Genomic DNA, 17,656 nt, shown 5'->3' with positions numbered 1-17,656 from the left:
TTCAGCGCCGACGCGGCGTCCTCGCCGCCGACATCGCCGTACGAGTACTCCGTGCGGGACTTGACCGCCGAACTGACGTGGTCCATGTCCCTGCCGGCCTCGTCGAGTTGCTGAGCCTGGCCGGTCATACCCGCCTTGACCTGGTAGCCGTCCAAACCGCGTCTCCCCCGTGTGCATGCGATCGTGACCGCGAGCAGGCTAACACGCACCACACATACAAACGATCATATGCCTTTCGTCACGCACACCTCCTCCACGACACCCGCCCACGGCACGCCTGGGCGATCGCCCCGGTTCTGAAACGGTGGGTCAAGGGGCGTCCGGCAGGGCCTGTCGCAGGGCCGCGTCCAGTTCCCTCGCGAGCTGCTTCTCCGTTGGCGGGCTGTCGCCGAACAGCCGTCGCAGATGGGTGGTGAAGGTCTGGGTGAAGGCCCCGTAGTGCGGTGTACGGGGGCGTTCGACGGTCCTGCCCTCCAGCGCGGCCAGCAGTGTGGTCGACGCGTACCGGGGGCGGCAGTCGTCGCGCGGCATGCGGTCGGCGCTCTCCGCCGTCGAGGACGGGGCGGGGCAGGTCGCGAGGCGGCAGGAGACCTTGTCGTCCTTGTACGCGGAGGTGCGGGTGGCGGCGAAGCCCGCGTCCAGCAGGCAGCGTTCGCTGCTGGGGTCGGTGAGGAACGCGATGAGGTCCCGGGCCGCCTCGGCGCGCTCACCGGAGGCGGAGGCGGATGTGGTGAGGGCCAGGTTCTGGCCGCCCAGTACCGCCTTGCCCGGCAGCGGAGCGACACCGAGCTGGTCGGGCGTGAGGGACTGGTGCAGGGTGCGGTACGCGTACGGCCAGTGGCGCAGGAAGGTCGTTCGCCCGTTGGCGAAGTCGGTGAGGGACGCGGCCTCGTCGGAGCCGGGGGCGGCCGGCAGGAGGTACGACCTGTCGGTACGCCGCCGCAGCTCGTCCAGCCCGTCCTCCAGGGCGGCTGGGTCCGCCGTGTAGTGCCCGCGTTCGTCGGTGAGGCCCTGGTCCATGACCGAGGCGAAGGCCTCGATGCCGTTGACGGTCAGGCCCTCGTACTGGGCGAGCTGGGTGGTCCAGCCGGCCTGATGTCCGGGGGGCTCGGCCCGCTCGACGGTCCTGATGAGGTCGCGTACCTGCTCCCACGTCGTGTTCTCGTCCAGGCTGGTGTCCCGCACCCGCGCCCGTTCGAGATGGTCGCGGCGGTAGTAGAGCAGGCCGACGTCGGTGTTGAAGGGGATGGAGTAGACCTTGTCGTTCCAGCGGGCCGTGCGGGCGACGGAGGCGATGACGTCCTTGTCGACGAGACCGGCGTCCAGTTCCTGGATGAGCTCCGCCTCGGCGAACTCGGGGATCCAGGTCACGTCGAGGTTGACCACGTCGTAGCGGGCACTGCCGGACTGGAGGGCCCCGAGCAGCTGGCTGCGCTGCTGGTCGGCGGAGCCGGGGAGTTCGACCAGGCGTGCCTTGTACGTGTTGCCCGGCTTGGCCTCCCATTCCTCGATGAGCTTCTCCCGGATGCCGCCCTTGCCGGTCACGTCCCGGCCGCTGGCCACCAGGATCGTACGGCCGGGGTCCGCCACGCCGGATGGAGCGGGCGGCGTGCCGCCGTCCCCCGTGCACGCGCCGAGCGCGAGGAGGAGGAATGCGAGCAGGAACGCGGTGCGACGTGATGTCATGACCCCTCCCCCGTGCCGGTTCTGGCGACCTCGTTCCGCAGCCCCGCGACGAGGTCCGCCGCGCTGTCCAGGCACCGTCCACCGCTCGCCTCGGCGATCCGCTCGTCCGCCCGGCCCTTGGCGCAGCCGCCGACGTCCAGCGACGCCATGACGACCGGAACGCCGCCCTGGCGCAGGGAGGTGAGCAGTCCCTCCAGCCGGTCGCCGGAGGTGAGACGGTTGTTGTCCTCGTCGTCCGTGACGAAGACGATCAGCCGGGGGCTGTCGTCGCCCTCAGCCCGGCTGCCCACGGCGGTCAGCGCCGCACGCAGCGCGTTGTAGGGATCGGCCTCGTGGTCCACGACCCGCGCGCGGCGGATCGCGGCACCGGCCTCCGCGCGCCGCGGGTGCGTGCCGAGGGCCAGCAGCTCGGTGTACGGGCGGGTGGCACCGGGGGCCGACGCCACCGCCCAGGCGCCGTACGCGTCCTGGCCGCCCAGTCCGTCGAGGGACTGCTCGATGATGCCGGGGGCGCCGCCCGGTCCGTCCCACACGTCTTTCATCGACCCGGAGCTGTCCAGCAGGAACAGCACCCGGCCGGGGCCGTTGGCCCGGCGGTATCCGTCCAGGGCCTCGGCCATCGTGTCGGCGTCGGCGGGTTCCGCGAGCGGGCCCGGATCGGCGAGGGCGCCCGCGGCCGGCGGCGACGCGCCTTCGGCGGGCGGGGCGTCGCCCGGTCCGGCGCGGTAGCCGTCCGCAGTGAACACCGCGAGCCCGTCCGCGCCCGTCAGCCAGGCCCTCAGCCGCTCGACGGCGTCGTTCCTCGGCTCCTTGTCCCGCTCGGCACCGTCCCACGTGACGTGCACGAACGGCAGGGTGAGCAGGGGTACGTCGGCCGGGTACTCGGCCACGCGGGGCGCACGGGTCTGCCGTTCGCAGCCCACGCCCGTCTTCAGCAGGTGCTCCGGTACGAGCGCGGCGGTCTTCGTGTCGACCGCGTCCTGTTCGGGCAGGTGGCACAGCAGGGCACGGCCGTCGGGCCAGGGCCGTCCGGGCAGCAGGCTCCGCTCGACACCCGCCGCCGCGCCGGGCCGCTCCCCGTACAGGCCCATGGTGGCCAGCAGTCCGGAGTCGGTGTACTCGGGGTCGGTACGCGCCACGGTGGCTCCCGAGGCCCGTTCGCGCAGCGCCTGGACGAATTGGGCGAGCGGGCGGCCGGCGCGCCGGTCCTCGGTGGCCTCGGCCAGCCCTGCGGGGACGGCCAGCACCATCGGCGAGTGGGCGAACGGCTCGTACGCCTTCAGCCGCACCGACGACCCGCCGCCGTCGTCGGCCCGTGCCCGGTCGACGGAGGCGGCCGAGCCGGGAATCCAGATGTCCGGCTGGGGTCCCACGTCCCGCTGCGGATTGGCCTCGCTGTTGGGGTCCTGCCAGAAGCCGGAGGTGTTCCGGAAGGCGGCGACGGCGTCGGCGGCCCGCGCGCTGTAGACGGTGATGCCACTGCGCCGGCAGCCGCGGTCCCGGTTGTCGGGGGAGCCCAGGTAGGTGTCGACCGCCTTGCGTACGGTCGGCTCGGCGTCGGCGTCGGTGAGCAGCCTGAGCTCCAGGGGCGGTGTGCACGACGTCTGGTCGCCGTCGCCCTGCAGGGCGCGGATACCGGCGTACCCGAGCAGGACCGCCAGGACGAGCGCGACGGCCGCCCAGGCCGCCGGACGTGCACGGGACTTCCGCGCGACGGGCTCCTGGGCGACGGGCTTCGGGACGACGGGCTCCTGGGCGACGGGCTCCGGACCACCGGGCTCCTGGCCGCCGACGGGCAGCGCCGTGGTGTGCGGCACCGTCTGCCCGGCCACTCCCGCCACCGCCAGCACGACGTCGGCTCCGGTCGCCGGGCAGCTCTGCGGCACCCACGGCGTCCGTCTGGCCCGCAGGGTGGTGTGCTCGCGGGACATGTGCGTCGTGAGGGCGTCGGTGAGCGCCGCGAAGCCCACTTCGCCGCCGCGCCCGTCGACTCCCCCTTCGAGCAGGCGTACCAACGAGGCGGTGAACGGTGTGGCCCTCGCCCCGTCCCCCGCGTCGATCCGGTCGTTGGCCTGGACGCAGGCGAGCAGCGAGACGCGCCGGCGGTCGGCGGGCGGCAGCTTGTTCCACGCCGCCGACGCGTTGCCCGCGTAGCAGCAGTCGAGGATCACCACCACCTGCTCCGCCCCGGCCTGGCACAGCGCCGGGAGCACGTCGCTCCAGCGCACGGCCTGGAGGAACGCGGGCGGGCTGCCCGGCACGATCGTCGTGCCGGGCATGGCGAGCCACAGTTCGTCGGGCTCGTTGTAGCTGGACACCAGGCCGTGTCCGGCGAAGTACAGCAGGAGCAGACCGTCGGCCCGCTCCCGGGCGCGCATGAGGTCGCGGAAGAACGCGTCCGATCCCGGCGGGCTGCAGGTGGTGACGTCCTCCGGGCCGAAGACCCCGCCCGCCCCCAGCACCCGCGACAGCTCCGTGGCGTTGTGCCGGACGGCCGCGATGTCGCCGAGCACGCCCGACGGGTCCGGTGGCGACGGGGAGTTGTACTCCGGGACCGTGACGATCAGCGCGTGATTCACCCTTCCGCGCGGGTCGAAGCGCGCCACCGGGCTACCTCTCGTCGCGGTCCGATGTGACATCGAAGTCGGGCGGATCCTGCTCGCCGACCGACCGGCGGTTCGCACGCCACTCCCGCACCGCGCTCTTCGCCTGGTCCATCAGCTCGACGATGACGGCGGCGGCGACCCCCTGGACCACGATGAGCACGATCTCCATCCCGAGGCCCATCGGGGTGCCGTGCCCGTCCGCCGTGGGACGCTGCTGGACCCTCACCTCTCCGCCCGCGAGTTTCTCCTGCACGATCGGCTCACGGGTGAGCCAGGTCAGCAAGGCCTCGACGTCGTTCTGCGAGGTCTCCCGGACCGGCCTGATGCGGATCTCCCGCGCTGTCGCACCCTCCCCAGTTGTCATAACTCACCATCATGACACGGGAGTTGTGTTACGGCGCGATGCAGTCGTCCCACTCGGCGGTACGGTCGCACCACCTCTCCAGCAGGACGCGGTCATGGCCGACGGCGAGGAGACCGGCGCCGGTCTCGCGGCGGTACGTCTCGACCACGGCGACCAGGGCGGCCGTCGTCGAGGCGTCGAGCATCGCGGTCATCTCGTCGCACACCAGCCAGCGGGGACGCAGGACCAGGGCGCGGGCGAGACAGGCGCGCTGGAGCTGGCCGTCGCTGACCTCGTGCGGGCGGCGGGCGAGCAGGTCGTCGGTGAGACCGGTCGTCCGGGCCAGCTCGGCGGTGCGGGCCGGCGCCTCGTCCCTGCGGCCGGTGGCCCGCAGCGGCTCGGCGATCAGGTCGCGCAGCCGCAGCCGGGGGTCGGCGGACAGGCGCGGCTGCTGGAAGACGACACCGATCGCGGTGCGCAGGCCGCGCGGGGCGCGGTGGCGCCAGCCGCGCAGCTCCTCACCGTCCACGGCGACCCGACCGGCGTCCGGCCGGTGCAACAGCGCGGCGACCCGGGCCAGCGTCGACTTGCCGCACCCGCTGGGCCCCAGCAGACCGACGGCCTCACCGGCCGCGATGCTCAGCGAGGCACCCCGGAAGACGGGCGCCGCGCGGTCGTACCCGGCGGTGACGGCGTCGAGTTCAAGCATGCGTGGCCTCCTCGGCGTCGGCATGGTGGCAGGCGACGCCGTTCTCGAAGCGCGGGACCGCCTCGCAGGCGTCCGTCGCGCGGTCGCAGCGCGCGGCGAAGGCGCAGCCGTCCGGCAGCGCGCCCAGCTCCGGCGGCATGCCGGGGATCGGGGCGAAGTCCCGTTCCGGGAGGGCGGCGAGAAGGCCTCGGGCGTAGGGGTGGCGCGGTCCGGGGGGTGAACCGAAGGGGGGCGCGGGCGCCGAAGGGGAGGGCGCGCGGAGGTCCTGAGGAACGAAGGACCGAGCACGGTCGGCCGTCGGCGCACGCCCGGGCCCCCCGGAGGCGGACCGAGCCCCGAAAAAACGCGGGGCGTCGGTGAGTTCGACGATCCGGCCCGCGTACATGACGGCGACCCGGTCCGCGATCCGCTCGGCCGCCGCCAGGTCGTGGGTGATCAGCAGCAGGGCCCGGCCCTCGTCGGTGTGGCGGCGCAGTTCGTCCACGGTGCGCTCGACCAGGTCGCGGTCGAGCCCGGTGGTCGGCTCGTCGGCGAGCAGCAGTGGCGCGTCGCCGATGAGCGCGAGGGCGGTGGCGGCCCGCTGGGCGAGGCCGCCGGACAGCTCGTGCGGGTAGCGGTCGAGGTGTCCGGCCGGGAAGGAGGCGCGTTCGGCCGCGGCCACCGCGGCCTTCCGTACGTCCGCCCGGGGCGTGGCGGTCAGTTCGCGCAGTGTCTCCTCCAGCTGGGCGCGTACCGTCCGTACGGGGGTGAGGTGGGCGGCCGGGGACTGCGGTACGAGTCCGATGCGCCGTCCTCGTACCGTACGGGCGAGGGTGCGTTCGCCCGCGCCGAGCAGGTCGACGCCGTCGATCACCGCCGCCCCCGCGGTCTGCGCGTTGCCGGGCAGCAGGCCGAGCAGCGCGGAGGCGAGGACGGACTTGCCGCAGCCGCTCTCGCCGACGAGGGCCAGGCACTGCCCCGCCTCGAGGTCGAAGGTCGCGTCGGTGACGGCTGCGACGTGGCGGCGGCCGCGCATGCGGAAGCGTACGGACAGGTTCCGTACGGACAGAACGGGGCTCACAGCATCAGCTCCGATCGGCGGCGTGGGTTGATCCGCTCGCGCCAGGCGCCGGCGAGGCCGGCGATGGCGAGGGTCGGGACGATCAGGAAGAGGCCGGGGAAGAGCGTGGGCCACCAGTCGCCGGCGAGGAGGGAACCGCGCGCGGTCTGCACCAGGTTGCCGAGGCTGGCCTGGTGGGTGGGCAGGCCCAGGCCGAGGAAGGAGAGGGCGGATTCGTGCCACATCGCGTGCGGCACCATCAGCACGGCGGCGAGGCCGGCCTGGGGCAGTACGCCGGGCAGCAGATGGCGCACGGCCACCCGCCACCGGGACGCGCCGCCGGAGACGGCCGCGTCGATGTAGGGGCGGGAGCGCAGGGAGAGGACCTCGGAGCGGACGATACGGGCCGTCGAGAGCCAGTGCGTCAGCGCGACCGACACGATCACCGGCCAGATGCCCGGGCGGAACATCGCGACGATGAAGATCCCGAGCAGCAGGTGCGGCACGGACGCGAAGGCGTCCACGATCCGCATCACGACCCGGTCCGTCCAGCCGCCGGCGGCCGCCGCGGCGGCGCCGACCGCCGTGCCGACGACCGTGGCGACGAGCGCCGCGACGAGGCCGACGAGCAGCGAGACACGCAGGCCGTAGACGCAGCGCAGCAGCAGATCGCGGCCGAGATCGTCGGTTCCGAACGGGTGCGCGAGCGACGGCGGCTGGAGTTTCGCCGACAGGTCGACGGCCTGCTGGTCCAGCCCCGCCAGGGGCGGTACGACGAGCACGGCCAGCGCGACGGCCGCCACGACGGCCGCGGAGACAAGGACCCGGACCCGGCGGGTGGAGCGGCGGGTGCGCCCGTGTGAGCGCCAGATCGGCTCAGCCATCGAAGCCCACCCTCGGGTCGGCGAGTCCGTACAGCAGGTCGGAGAGGAGATTGCCGAGGAGCACCGCGGCCGTCGCGAGCACCGTCAGCGCCGCCAGCAGCGGGAAGTCGACGGCGGTGGCCGCCTGCACGGTGGCGGCGGCGATTCCGGGCCAGCTGAAGACCGTCTCGACGAGCAGCGCGCCGGTGATGAGTTCGGGTACGCGGGAGCCGATGAGCGTGAGCATCGGCAGCATCCCGGACCGCAGGGCGTGCCCGACGAGCACGGTGCGTTCGCTCAGGCCGCGGGCGCGGGCGCCGCGCACCGGGTCCTCGTCGAGGGCGTCGGCGACGCCCTGGCGTACGTACAGGAAGAACCACGGGAGCTGGGAGATCCCGAGCACACCGGCCGGCAGGACCAGGTGCGAGGCGACCTGGCCGAAGGTGACGGTGTCGCTCGCGGTGTCGGTGAGGCCGCCGGCCGGGAGCACGCCGAGCTCGATGGCGAAGAACCAGATGGCGAGCAGCCCGAGCCAGAACGCGGGGGCGGCCTCCAGGGTGTACGCGGCGGAGGTGACACCGCGGTCGAGCCAGCCGCCCTGCCGGCGCGCGGCGAGCACGCCGAGTGCCGTGCCGAGCAGGACGGCGACGGCGAAGGCGGCCGAGGCGAGGAGGGCGGACCAGCCGAGGCGTTCGGCGATGACGTCGGCGACGGGCTGCCGCATGACGCTGGAGTCGCCGAGGTCGCCGCCGAGCGCGGCGGTGAGCCAGTGCCACCAGCGGGCGGCGAGCGGCTGGTCGACGCCGAGGTTGGCGCGGATCTGGTCGAGGTTCTCCTGGGACGCGGTGAGTCCGGCGGTGCCCGTGTACGCCTTCACGGGGTCGAAGGGGGAGGCGGCGGCGACGGCGAAGACCGCGAAGGTGACCAGGGCGAGGACCGGGACGGCGGACAGGGTCCGCCGTCCCGTCATCCTGGCCATCGGCCCCCAGGGGAGGCGGCGGCTCACTTGCCCGGATCCCCCTGCCGCGGGGTCCAGTCCTCGACGTTCCACCACGGGCCGGAGGCGAGTCCGTGGTCGTGCGGCTCGACCTGGGTGGTGAGCCCGTCCCAGGAGTCGGCGACGACGTACACGTGGTCGATGTGGGTGAGGAAGGTGTAGCCGGGGTTCTTGACGAGTGCGCGCTGGACGGTGTCGTAGGCGGCCTTGCGGGCCGTCTTGTCGTTGGTCCTGCGGCCCGCGTCGAGGGCCTTGTCGACGGCGGGGTCGGCGTACCACGCCATGTTGTTGAAGCCGTCGCCGGCGAGGGCGGAGTTCAGCAGGGTGTACTGGTCGAAGTCGGGGTCGCCGGGCGCGCCGCCGCCCGCGAGGACCGCGTCGGTCTTCATACGCGGCTCGATGACCTCCCAGGTGCCCGCCTGGGTCCTGATGTCGATGCCGGCCTTCTTGGCGTCGGAGGCGTAGGCGAGGGCGTGGTCCTGGCGGAGCTTGTCGCCGGAGAGGTACCAGAGCGGGAAGGTGGCGCGGACGCCGTTCTTCTCCCGGATGCCGTCCTTGCCGGGCTTCCAGCCGGCGGCGTCGAGGATCTTCTTGGCCGCGGCGAGGTCGTGGCCGCGCTCGGTGCCCTTGGTGAACCACTCGCTGCCGGTGGGGACCGGGCCGTAGGCGGGTTTCCCGGCGCCCTCCAGGATCTTGTCGACCATGGTCTGCCGGTCGACGGCGATGTCGAGGGCCCGGCGGACCGCGGTGTCGCCGGAGACCTTGTTGTGGGTGGGCAGGGTGACGGTCCGGTAGTCGAACGACATCGCCTCGTACGTCTTCTTCGACGTGTCGCTCCTGAAGCCGCTCGCGAGGTTGGGCGGCAGGATCGCACCGTCGAGGTCGCCGGAGCGCAGCCGGGTGGCGCGGACGTCGTCGTCCTTGATGATCGCCATGGTGAACTTCTTCACCTTGGGCGCGCCGCCCCAGTAGTGGGGGTTGGCCTTGAAGCTCAGCTTCTCGCCCCTGGACCAGTTGGTGAGGATGTACGGGCCGGTGCCCACGGGCGCGGTGGTGAAGGGGCCGGTGTTGACGTCCTGCTTCGCGGCGATGTGCTGGGGGGCGATGGGCAGGACGGTGCGCTCGGCGAACGGGGCGTAGGGGTACTTGAGGGTGAAGACGACCGTGTCGTCGCCCTTGGCCTCGACGGCCTTGACCGCGTCGAGTTCCGTCTTGGACGGGTTGTTCGTCTTCTTGTCGAGGATGGTCCGGTAGGTGAAGACGACGTCCTCGGCCGAGAAGGGCTGCCCGTCGCTGAACGTCACGCCCTTGCGGAGCTTGTACGTGTACGTGAGACCGTCCGCGCTCACCTCGGGGAGCGCGGCGGCGAGGGCGGGCCGCAGCTTCATGGCGCCGTCGAAGGTGAGGAGGCCGTCGAAGATCTTGGAATTGCCGTCCTTGCCGTAGCCGAGGAGCGGGCTGAGGCTGTCCGGTTCGTAGGCGATACCGACGACGGCCGAGTCCTTGGCGGCCTTTGATCCGGCGCTGCCCGGGGCCGAGCAGGCCGCCGCGGTGATGGCCAGCGTGGTGGCCAGCGTCGCGGCGGCCATGCCGCGTATCGATCGGGCGGTCATGGATCCCACACCCTTACTCAAGATCAGATGCTGTTGCGAACGATTCGCAATTAAACATCATGTAGAGGGGTGGGTCTGACCGGTGCCCCTTACTGGGCGGGACACCTCCCAGGAGAGCACGGCCTACCGGGGAGCGGGCAGGGCGACCAGCTCCGCCAGGACCCCCTTGTGGTGGCCCGGCGAGCCGAGCGCGAGCTCGTCGGACTTGGCGCGCTTCAGGTAGAGGTGGGCGGGGTGCTCCCAGGTCATGCCGATGCCGGCGTGCAGCTGGACGCACTCCTCGGCGGCGCGGGTGGCGACCCGCGAGCAGTGGGCCTGGGCGACCGACACCGCGAGGGCAGCCTCGTCGCTGCCGGTGGCCAGGGCGTCCGCGGCGTTCCGGGCGGCGGCGCGGGCACCGACGACCTCCAGCCACAGCTGGGCCATCCGGTGCTTGAGCGCCTGGAAGGAACCGACCGGCCGGTTGAACTGGTGCCGCTCCCGGGTGTACCGGACGGTCTCCTCAAGACACCATTCGGCGACCCCCAGTTGCTCGGAGGCGAGCAGCCCGGCCCCGGCGAGCAGGCCGCGTTGTACGGCGGTCCGCGTCGCCGCGGCGTCCGCGAGCCGCGTGGCGGGGGCGCCTTCGACGGTCACGGTCGCGAGCGGGCGCGTCAGGTCGAGCGGGGTCTGCGGGGCGAGCGTCGCGTCCTCCCGCCGCACCGCGTACAGCCCGTCCGGCCTCGGCACCAGGAGGACGTCGGCGACGGCGGCGTCCGCGACCGCGCGCACCGGCCCCTCGGGAAACTCCTCGCCGACGGCGGCCGCGGTGAGCGGGAGCGCGAGGACCGCGATCGTGCGGCCCGCGGCCATGTCCCGGAGCAGTTCCTCGGGCGCCTCGCCGCCGAGGGCCAGGAGCGTCCCGGTCGCGATGACGGAGCTGGTGAGGTACGGCGCCGGGGTCACGGCCCGGCCGAGCTCCTCCAGCACCACCGCGGCCTCGCGGTGGGTGGCGCCCTGGCCGCCGAGCTTCTCGGGTACGAGGAGTCCCGCGGCGCCGATCCCGGCGGCGAGGGACGTCCACAGGCCGGCGTCGTACGGCCGGCCGGTCTCGGCGCGCGCGAGGAGCGCCGCCGTGTCGGAGCGGCCTGCGAGCAGGGAGCGTACGGCTGCCCTCAGGTCGTCCTCGGCCTCGGAGTACAGCAGGTCGGGCTGTGCGCTCGTGGTGCTCGTCGTGCTCATCGGGCGAGATCCTTCCAGGCGACGTCCTTGTCGTTGCGGGGTTCGGCGGGCAGGCCGAGGACGCGCTCGGCGACGATGTTGAGCAGCACTTCGCTCGTGCCGCCCTCGATGGAGTTGCCCTTGGCGCGCAGATAGCGGTAGCCGGCGTCACGCCCGGTGAAGTCGACGAGTTCGGGGCGGCGCATCGTCCAGTCGTCGTACAACAGGCCTTCCTCGCCGAGGAGTTCGACCTCCAGGCCGCTGATCTCCTGGTTGAGGCGGGCGAACGCGAGCTTCGTGCCGGAGCCTTCGGGGCCGGGCTGTCCGGCCACGAGCTGCTGGCGCAGCCGTTCGCCGGTGAGCCGGGCGACCTCCGCCTCCACCCAGAGCGTGAGCAGGCGCTGGTGCAGATCGTGGGTGCGCAGCTCGGGGCGGTCGCGCCAGGTTTTCGCGACGGTGCCGATCATTCCGCCCTCGCGCGGCAGGCGCATGCCTCCGATCGAGACGCGCTCGTTCATGAGAGTGGTCTGGGCGACCTTCCAGCCGTTGCCGACGTCACCAAGGCGGTGGGCGTCCGGGATCCGGACGCCGGTGAGGAAGACCTCGTTGAACTCGGCCTCGCCGGTGATCTGGCGCAGCGGCCTGACCTCGACGCCCGGGTCGGTCATGTCGCAGATGAAGTAGGTGATGCCGCGGTGCTTGGGCACGTCGGGGTCGGTGCGGGCGATGAGGATCGCCCAGCGCGCCACGTGGGCGCTGGACGTCCACACCTTCTGGCCGGTCACGATCCAGTCGCCGTCGACGCCGTCGCGTACGGCGCGGGTGCCGAGCGCGGCGAGGTCGGAGCCCGCTCCTGGTTCGCTGAACAGCTGGCACCACACCTCCTCGCCGACCCACAGCGGCCGCAGGAAGCGCTGCTTCACCTCCTCGGAGCCGTACGCGAGGATCGTGGGCGCGGCCATGCCGAGGCCGATGCCGATGCGGCGCGGATCGTTGTCGGGGGCGCCCGCGGCGGCCAGTTCGGCGTCCACGACGGGCTGGAGGGAGCGGGGGGCGCCGAGGCCGCCGAGCCCTTCGGGGTAGTGCACCCAGGCGAGTCCGGCGTCGAAGCGGGCCCGCAGGAAGTCCGTGCGGCCGGTGGTGGCGGGCGGGTGCGCGGCGAGCAACCCCCGTACGCGGGCACGCAGTTCGGCTGCGTCGGTCATGCGTTGGCTCCTTCCGGGACGACGACGAGACGGCCGGTGGTGGTGCCGTCGGCGACGCGCTGGACGGCGTCGGCGGCGTCCTTGAGGGCGACCCGGTCGCTGACGAGGGGCTTGATCAGGCCCTTGGCGGCGTAGTCGGTGAGGGTCTCGTGGCAGCGCAGGACGGCGCGCGGGTCCCGGTGGTTGTAGAGGCCCCAGTGCAGCCCGACGATGGAGTAGTTCTTGACCAGGGCGTGGTTCAGCGCCGGGGCGGGGATGGTGCCGCTCGCGAAGCCCACGACGACGATCCGGCCCTCGAACGCGACGCATTTGGCGGACTTGGCGTACGCGTCGCCGCCGACGGGGTCGTAGACGACGTCGGCCCCGCGGCCTCCGGTCGCCTCCTTCACGGCGGCGACGAGGTCCTCGGAGCGCCGGTCGACGACGACGTCGCAGCCGAGCTCGCGCGCGACGGCGGCCTTCTCGGGTCCGCCGACGACTCCGATGACGGTGGCGCCGGCCGCCTTGCCGAGCTGCACCGCGGCGCTGCCGACTCCGCCCGCGGCGGCGTGCACGAGGAGGGTCTCCCCCTCCTCCAGGTGCGCCCGGCGGTGCAGCCCGAACCATCCCGTCTGGTAGCCGATGTGCAGCGCGGCGGCCTGCGCGTCGTCGAGCGCCTCGGGCGCGGGCAGCACGCCCGCGGCCTCGGCGACGGCGTACTCGGCGAGCCCGCCGTGCGGCAGGGCGGCCGTGGCGATGACCCGCCGGCCGTCCTCGGTCTCACCGCAGAACTCCACACCGGGCGTGAACGGCAGCGGCGGGGTGATCTGGTACTTGCCACGGGCCAGCAGCGCGTCGGGGAAGTTGATGTTCGCGGCGCGCACCCTGATCAGGAGCTGCCCCTCGCCCGGCTGCGGCCGGTCGACGTCCTCGAGGCGCATCACCTCGCTCGGCTCGCCGTTCCGGTGCACTCGCCATGCCTGCATTGGGGCCTCCGCGGGGTGTTGGGCGTACCACAGCCGAGAGGCATACTAAGCGGTCGCTTGCCCCTGTGGGAACACCCCGCCGCTCCCCTGCTCCTCCGTCCTGCCGGGCGTCCCCCGTTCAGCCGCTCTTCGGCCGCGCCCGTACGTGCATCCGCTCGCCCTGCGGCCCGAACAGGCTCAGGAACTCCACCGGCCCGCCGTCGGCCGACCCGAACCAGTGCGGTACGCGCGTGTCGAACTCCGCCGCCTCCCCCGCGCCCAGCACCACGTCGTGCTCGCCGAGCAGCAGCCGCAGCCGCCCGGAGAGGACGTACAGCCATTCGTAGCCCTCGTGCGTGCGCTGCTCGGGTTCCCCGGCCGCGGACTCCTGGACGATCTTGTACGCCTGGAGGCCGCCCGGCATCCGGGTCAGCGGGTACATCGTGCGGCCGGAGCGGACGATCGGCTTCGGGCGGACGCGGGGGTCGCCGACCGGCGGGGCGCCGACCAGTTCGTCGAGCGGCACCCGGTGGGCGCGGGCGATGGGCAGGAGCAGTTCCAGACTGGGCTTGCGGCCGCCGGACTCCAGCCGCGAGAGCGTGCTCACGGAGATCCCGGTGGCCGCGGACAGGGCGCTGAGCGTGGCTCCGCGCTCCCTTCGGATGCGGCGGAGCCGGGGGCCCACCTCGTTCAGTACGGCGTCGAGCCGTCCGTCGTCGTCGCTGTCGTCTGCCATGCGTCCATTGCAGAAACGGCAACAGCGTTTGTCAATCCCGTCAGCGGCCGAACACCTCGAAGGTCACGGCCGGCCTGCCGCCGAAACGCGCGGCGGCCGCCTGCGCCTTGCCCGTCAGGAAGGTGCGGCAGTACGTCTCGGGGTCCTCGTCCGTGAGCGCCTCGATATAGGAGCGGTGCTCCATCAGGGAGCGCACGGAGCGGTCGAGGCCCGGAGTCGCGTCGACCGCGTGGGTCGGCGTGGACGTGCTCGCGACGGCCACCCAGCGCACCCCGTTCCACGGCTCGAGGCCCTGGTCGGTGAGGAGTTCGGGGAATATCCACCGGTTGCCCGCGTCCGCCGCCGCGTCGAGGGTGGCCCGGCCGACGGCCCGGTGGTCCGGGGTGTTCCACGCGCCGCCCACGGCCGGGCCCCAGGTGTCCCGGTGGTTGAGCGTGACGACCAGCTCGGGGCGGTGCCGGCGGATCGCGGCGGCGATGTCCCGGCGCAGCGCGAGGCCGTACTCGATCACGCCGTCCCGGTGGCCGAGGAACTCCACCCGGGTCACGCCGACGACCGCGGCGCTCGCCCGCTGCTCCGCCTCGCGCAGCGGTCCGCAGACGGCGGGGTCCATGCTGTCGATGCCGGCCTCACCACGGCTGGCCAGCAGATACGTGATGTCCTTGCCGCTGTCCGTCCATCCGGCGACGGCCGCGGAACAGCCGTATTCGAGGTCGTCCGGGTGGGCGACGACGGCGAGCGCGCGCGTCCAGTCGTCGGGCATCGCCGCAAGCTGAGGTTCAGTCATGCCGGGAGCGTAGCGGGGGACTTCTCACGTCTCGTCGCGGACCAGGGCGAGGAGGCGGTCCAGCACCCGCGCGCCGCCGGCGCGGACGCCGTCGTGCTCGAACTCGTCGGTGACCCAGGTGCGCAGTCCGCACACGGCGCGGGCCGTGGCGAGGGAGTGGGCGGTGTCGACGTACAGGTCCTCGTGGTAGACCGCCGCCGCCACCGGGACCTCGTTGGCCGCGAGCTGCCCCGTGTCGTACAGCGGCGGCCAGTCGGTGCGGGCGGCCAGCAGCTCGGCGGCCTCACGCAGCGGCCGCAGGGCGGGGTCGGTCTCGAAGTGCCAGGGGTGGACGGTCTCGCCGGTGAACAGCAGCGGTCCGTCGCCCGCGAGGGCCTTCGCCGTGTCGAACTGCGGGAACTCGGTCCGGACCCGCTCGGCCGCCCAGGCGGTGGGCCCGTGCCCCTGGGCGTAGATCGCCTCGTGGAGCACGGCGTACAGCGGATGGGCGGCGTACGAGAGGGCGGCGAGGGCCGCCTCCTGGAAGGTGTCGGAGAGCTCCTCACCGCCGGCCGTGCGGAGGAACGCGTTCTCCAGCAGATAGTGCAGCTGGTGGCTGCCGTCGCCGGTGCCGAGCAGGATGCCCAGCGACTGGAACGCCTCGGGCGTCAGGACGTACCCGCCGGGCAGCACGGTCCGCTTCTGCGCGAGGTGCTCGGCGATGCGGCGGGCGCGGTCGACGTCCTGCGGGTAGCGGGCGTAGTGGCCTTCGTTCTTGCGCCGCATCCGGGGGTACGCCGCCCGGTACACGTCGTCGGCGCCCACGTCGAGCCCGGGGAGCCCGCCCGTGATCAGGACGGTCCGCAGGCCCTCCGGCGCGGTCGACAGGTAGTGGGTGGCACAGAAGCCGCCGAAGCTCTGGCCGAGGACCGTCCAGCGCGCCCCGCCGGTCAGCTGGCGTCGTACGGCCTCGCAGTCCGCGACGATGCTGTCGGCCCGGAAGTGCGTGAGGTACGCGGCCTGCTCCCGCGGCCCGCCGCGCAGCGGCAGGGTCTGCCGGTTGGCGGGGGTGGACAGTCCGGTGCCGCGCTGGTCGAGCATCAGGACCCGGAATTCCTGGACCGCGCGCCCGAGCCAGGCCTGCTTGCCGGCGAAGCGCCGGGCGCCGAAGCCGGGCCCGCCCTCCAGATAGACCAGCCAGGGGAGCTCGGCGCCGGCCCGGGTACCGGAGGCGATCTCCCGGCCGTAGAGCCGGATCTGTTCCCCGGCGGGGTCGGCGTGGTCGAGCGGGACGGTGAAGTGGCGGTCGGTGAGGACGAGGCCCGGCTGTCGGTAACTGGTCAACGCTGCTCCCGTTCGGTGCGCCCCCGCTGCGTTTCAGTGCATCACAGGTGGCGGCGGGGGCGCACCAAGGTGGCAGCCGGGCGGCCGCTCAGCCGGTCGGGAAGTTGTCCGCGGACCTGATCCGGTCGCGGATCCAGACTCCGGCCGGCTTGAGCGGGCCCGTACCGGTCCAGGGGCCGTCGCCGGCGCAGGTGCCGCTCTTGAAGACGGCACCGCTGCGGTGGTCGTCGGAGTAGTTCCAGTTGGTCCAGCTGATCTTCTTGCTCGCCATGAGGTCGAGGTACTTCTGCGACATCGTGAAGTCGTTGCCGCCCTCACCCGCGTAGTTCTGGGTGCCGAACTCGGTGACGAACATGGGCAGCTTGTCGGCGGCCCGGGAGAGCGTGTTCAGGTACTCCTCGCGGTGCGAGTAGGCGTAGAAGTGGAAGGTGTACATGATGTTCGAGGCGTTCACCGGGTTGCCGACGACCTCCGACTCGTTCGCGCCCTCGGAGACGCCGAGCGAGGACCAGGCGCGGGTGCCGACCAGGACCGGGGCGTTGCCGTCGATGTTCCGGATGACCGGGATGATCTGTTCGGCGTAGCTCTTGACCCTGGACCAGGCCACGCCGCTCGGCTCGTTGGCGATCTCGTAGAAGATGTTCTTCTTGTCCTTGTGGCGGCTCGCGATCGCGGTGAAGAAGGTCCTGGCCCGGGACAGGTTGTACGTCGGGTCGCCCGGGTCGAGCATGTGCCAGTCCACGATCACGTACATGCCGCGCGCGGTGGCCTGGTCGATCAGCGCGTGGGCGAGGTTGGTGAACTTCGCCGGATCGGTCGCGTAGCCGCCCTCCTGGACGTACGTGGAGACGCGCAGGACGTCGGCCTTCCAGTCCTTGGCGAGGGCGTCCAGCGACCCGCCCGTGAGGCACTGCGCGTACCACTGGGTGCCGTGGGTGCTCATGCCGCGGAGCTGGACGGGCTTGCCGTACTGGTTGCAGAGCTTGGTCCCGCAGACCGACAGCCGGCCGTTGACGGCGACCGGGGTCCCGCCCGTGGGCGGCGGGGTGGTGGAGGTCTCCACGGCCAGGTGGTCGACGTTGGGGCCGCCATTGGCTGTGGTGGCGGCGGCCCGGATCGTGTTGCTACCCGCCTTGAGCCGGGCGGTGAGGCTCGTGGTGGTCCAGGAGGTCCAGGCGCCGGTGCCGCCGAACGCCTTGCCGGTGGCGGCGGGGGCGCCGTTGACCGTGATGTCCATGGCGCGGTTGGCGGTGGTGCCGTTGGCGTAGCGGAGGGTCAGGGTGGCGCTGCCCGCCTGTGCGGCGTCGACCGTCCATGCGACGGAGGACCCGGTGAGGTTGTCGTAGTTGACGAAACCGGTTCCGGTGAAGCCGGCATGGTTGGACTCCGCGGCGCCCTGGGATATGACCGCGTTCTCGGCTTCGTGGACGACCGCCGCGGCGGGTGCGGCCCCGGCGGCGGGGGCCGCCGGGGCCACCGGAGCGGTGGTGAGGCCGAGGAGCAGCGCCGCTACGGCGGCGGCGGTTGCGGCGGCACCTCCGATCGCGCGTGAACTGGGACGAGCCGGTCTCATGGGGGTCTCCATGGAGAGAGGGACTGGCAGGA

15 protein-coding genes are annotated in these 17,656 nt (G+C 72.9%); all 15 read right to left on the bottom strand.

Annotated elements, in window-relative coordinates; genetic code table 11:
* Positions 1 to 309: 309 nt before the first annotated feature.
* Positions 310 to 1,686: an extracellular solute-binding protein gene (locus ABT342_RS27245; protein ID WP_351579213.1), complete on the bottom strand. Its 1,377-nt coding sequence runs from the start codon at positions 1,684 to 1,686 to the stop codon at positions 310 to 312.
* Positions 1,683 to 4,292, bottom strand: coding sequence for a substrate-binding domain-containing protein (locus ABT342_RS27240; protein WP_351579209.1), 2,610 nt, complete (start codon positions 4,290 to 4,292; stop codon positions 1,683 to 1,685). Before ABT342_RS27240 ends, ABT342_RS27245 begins: the two co-directional genes overlap by 4 nt.
* Before the next feature lie 4 nt (positions 4,293 to 4,296).
* A complete protein-coding gene (locus ABT342_RS27235) occupies positions 4,297 to 4,656 on the bottom strand; it encodes a hypothetical protein (protein ID WP_351579206.1) in 360 nt (119 codons plus the stop codon).
* A 28-nt stretch (positions 4,657 to 4,684) separates the two neighbouring features.
* A complete protein-coding gene (locus ABT342_RS27230) occupies positions 4,685 to 5,344 on the bottom strand; it encodes an ABC transporter ATP-binding protein (protein ID WP_351579203.1) in 660 nt (219 codons plus the stop codon).
* Positions 5,337 to 6,359, bottom strand: a complete 1,023-nt coding sequence (locus tag ABT342_RS27225) for an ABC transporter ATP-binding protein (protein WP_351579221.1) — start codon at positions 6,357 to 6,359, stop codon at positions 5,337 to 5,339. Before ABT342_RS27225 ends, ABT342_RS27230 begins: the two co-directional genes overlap by 8 nt.
* Positions 6,360 to 6,400: 41 nt before the next feature.
* Positions 6,401 to 7,267, bottom strand: a complete 867-nt coding sequence (locus ABT342_RS27220) for an ABC transporter permease (protein ID WP_351579200.1) — start codon at positions 7,265 to 7,267, stop codon at positions 6,401 to 6,403.
* Positions 7,260 to 8,225, bottom strand: coding sequence for an ABC transporter permease (locus tag ABT342_RS27215; protein ID WP_351579218.1), 966 nt, complete (start codon positions 8,223 to 8,225; stop codon positions 7,260 to 7,262). Before ABT342_RS27215 ends, ABT342_RS27220 begins: the two co-directional genes overlap by 8 nt.
* A gap of 23 nt (positions 8,226 to 8,248) precedes the next feature.
* Positions 8,249 to 9,856 carry an ABC transporter substrate-binding protein gene (locus ABT342_RS27210; protein ID WP_351579197.1) on the bottom strand — a complete coding sequence of 536 codons (1,608 nt, stop codon included), beginning with the start codon at positions 9,854 to 9,856 and terminating at the stop codon, positions 8,249 to 8,251.
* Between the two features lie 123 nt (positions 9,857 to 9,979).
* Positions 9,980 to 11,077 carry an acyl-CoA dehydrogenase family protein gene (locus tag ABT342_RS27205; protein ID WP_351579194.1) on the bottom strand — a complete coding sequence of 366 codons (1,098 nt, stop codon included), beginning with the start codon at positions 11,075 to 11,077 and terminating at the stop codon, positions 9,980 to 9,982.
* Positions 11,074 to 12,261 (bottom strand): acyl-CoA dehydrogenase family protein, encoded by a 1,188-nt coding sequence (locus ABT342_RS27200; RefSeq protein WP_351579192.1) that lies wholly within the window; start codon positions 12,259 to 12,261, stop codon positions 11,074 to 11,076. The genes ABT342_RS27205 and ABT342_RS27200 overlap by 4 nt, the downstream gene beginning before the upstream one ends.
* Positions 12,258 to 13,226 carry an NADPH:quinone oxidoreductase family protein gene (locus ABT342_RS27195; protein ID WP_351579190.1) on the bottom strand — a complete coding sequence of 323 codons (969 nt, stop codon included), beginning with the start codon at positions 13,224 to 13,226 and terminating at the stop codon, positions 12,258 to 12,260. The genes ABT342_RS27200 and ABT342_RS27195 overlap by 4 nt, the downstream gene beginning before the upstream one ends.
* Positions 13,227 to 13,344: 118 nt before the next feature.
* Positions 13,345 to 13,941: a helix-turn-helix domain-containing protein gene (locus ABT342_RS27190; RefSeq protein WP_351579187.1), complete on the bottom strand. Its 597-nt coding sequence runs from the start codon at positions 13,939 to 13,941 to the stop codon at positions 13,345 to 13,347.
* Between the two features lie 40 nt (positions 13,942 to 13,981).
* On the bottom strand, positions 13,982 to 14,728 hold the full coding sequence (locus ABT342_RS27185) for a PIG-L deacetylase family protein (RefSeq protein ID WP_351579184.1): 747 nt from the start codon (positions 14,726 to 14,728) through the stop codon (positions 13,982 to 13,984).
* Positions 14,729 to 14,752: 24 nt separating this feature from the next.
* Positions 14,753 to 16,051 (bottom strand): alpha/beta fold hydrolase, encoded by a 1,299-nt coding sequence (locus tag ABT342_RS27180; RefSeq protein WP_351579180.1) that lies wholly within the window; start codon positions 16,049 to 16,051, stop codon positions 14,753 to 14,755.
* Positions 16,052 to 16,139: 88 nt separating this feature from the next.
* Positions 16,140 to 17,624 carry a cellulase family glycosylhydrolase gene (locus ABT342_RS27175; protein ID WP_351579177.1) on the bottom strand — a complete coding sequence of 495 codons (1,485 nt, stop codon included), beginning with the start codon at positions 17,622 to 17,624 and terminating at the stop codon, positions 16,140 to 16,142.
* Positions 17,625 to 17,656 lie beyond the last annotated feature (32 nt).

Source organism: Streptomyces sp. NPDC000410, assembly GCF_040300305.1.
GTDB lineage: Bacteria > Actinomycetota > Actinomycetes > Streptomycetales > Streptomycetaceae > Streptomyces.
The sequence above is the reverse complement of the archived record's forward strand: the minus strand, read 5'-3'. Positions and strand labels throughout refer to the sequence as shown.

Excerpts from the sequence above, each read along its gene's own strand:
- ABT342_RS27245 (WP_351579213.1), bottom strand. The coding sequence starts at position 1,686 with ATGACATCACGTCGCACCGCGTTCCTGCTCGCATTCCTCCTCCTCGCG.
- ABT342_RS27235 (WP_351579206.1), bottom strand. The coding sequence starts at position 4,656 with ATGACAACTGGGGAGGGTGCGACAGCGCGGGAGATCCGCATCAGGCCG.
- ABT342_RS27230 (WP_351579203.1), bottom strand. The coding sequence starts at position 5,344 with ATGCTTGAACTCGACGCCGTCACCGCCGGGTACGACCGCGCGGCGCCC.
- ABT342_RS27225 (WP_351579221.1), bottom strand. The coding sequence starts at position 6,359 with ATGCGCGGCCGCCGCCACGTCGCAGCCGTCACCGACGCGACCTTCGAC.
- ABT342_RS27220 (WP_351579200.1), bottom strand. The coding sequence starts at position 7,267 with ATGGCTGAGCCGATCTGGCGCTCACACGGGCGCACCCGCCGCTCCACC.
- ABT342_RS27215 (WP_351579218.1), bottom strand. The coding sequence starts at position 8,225 with ATGGCCAGGATGACGGGACGGCGGACCCTGTCCGCCGTCCCGGTCCTC.
- ABT342_RS27210 (WP_351579197.1), bottom strand. The coding sequence starts at position 9,856 with ATGACCGCCCGATCGATACGCGGCATGGCCGCCGCGACGCTGGCCACC.
- ABT342_RS27205 (WP_351579194.1), bottom strand. The coding sequence starts at position 11,077 with ATGAGCACGACGAGCACCACGAGCGCACAGCCCGACCTGCTGTACTCC.
- ABT342_RS27200 (WP_351579192.1), bottom strand. The coding sequence starts at position 12,261 with ATGACCGACGCAGCCGAACTGCGTGCCCGCGTACGGGGGTTGCTCGCC.
- ABT342_RS27195 (WP_351579190.1), bottom strand. The coding sequence starts at position 13,226 with ATGCAGGCATGGCGAGTGCACCGGAACGGCGAGCCGAGCGAGGTGATG.
- ABT342_RS27190 (WP_351579187.1), bottom strand. The coding sequence starts at position 13,941 with ATGGCAGACGACAGCGACGACGACGGACGGCTCGACGCCGTACTGAAC.
- ABT342_RS27185 (WP_351579184.1), bottom strand. The coding sequence starts at position 14,728 with ATGACTGAACCTCAGCTTGCGGCGATGCCCGACGACTGGACGCGCGCG.
- ABT342_RS27175 (WP_351579177.1), bottom strand. The coding sequence starts at position 17,624 with ATGAGACCGGCTCGTCCCAGTTCACGCGCGATCGGAGGTGCCGCCGCA.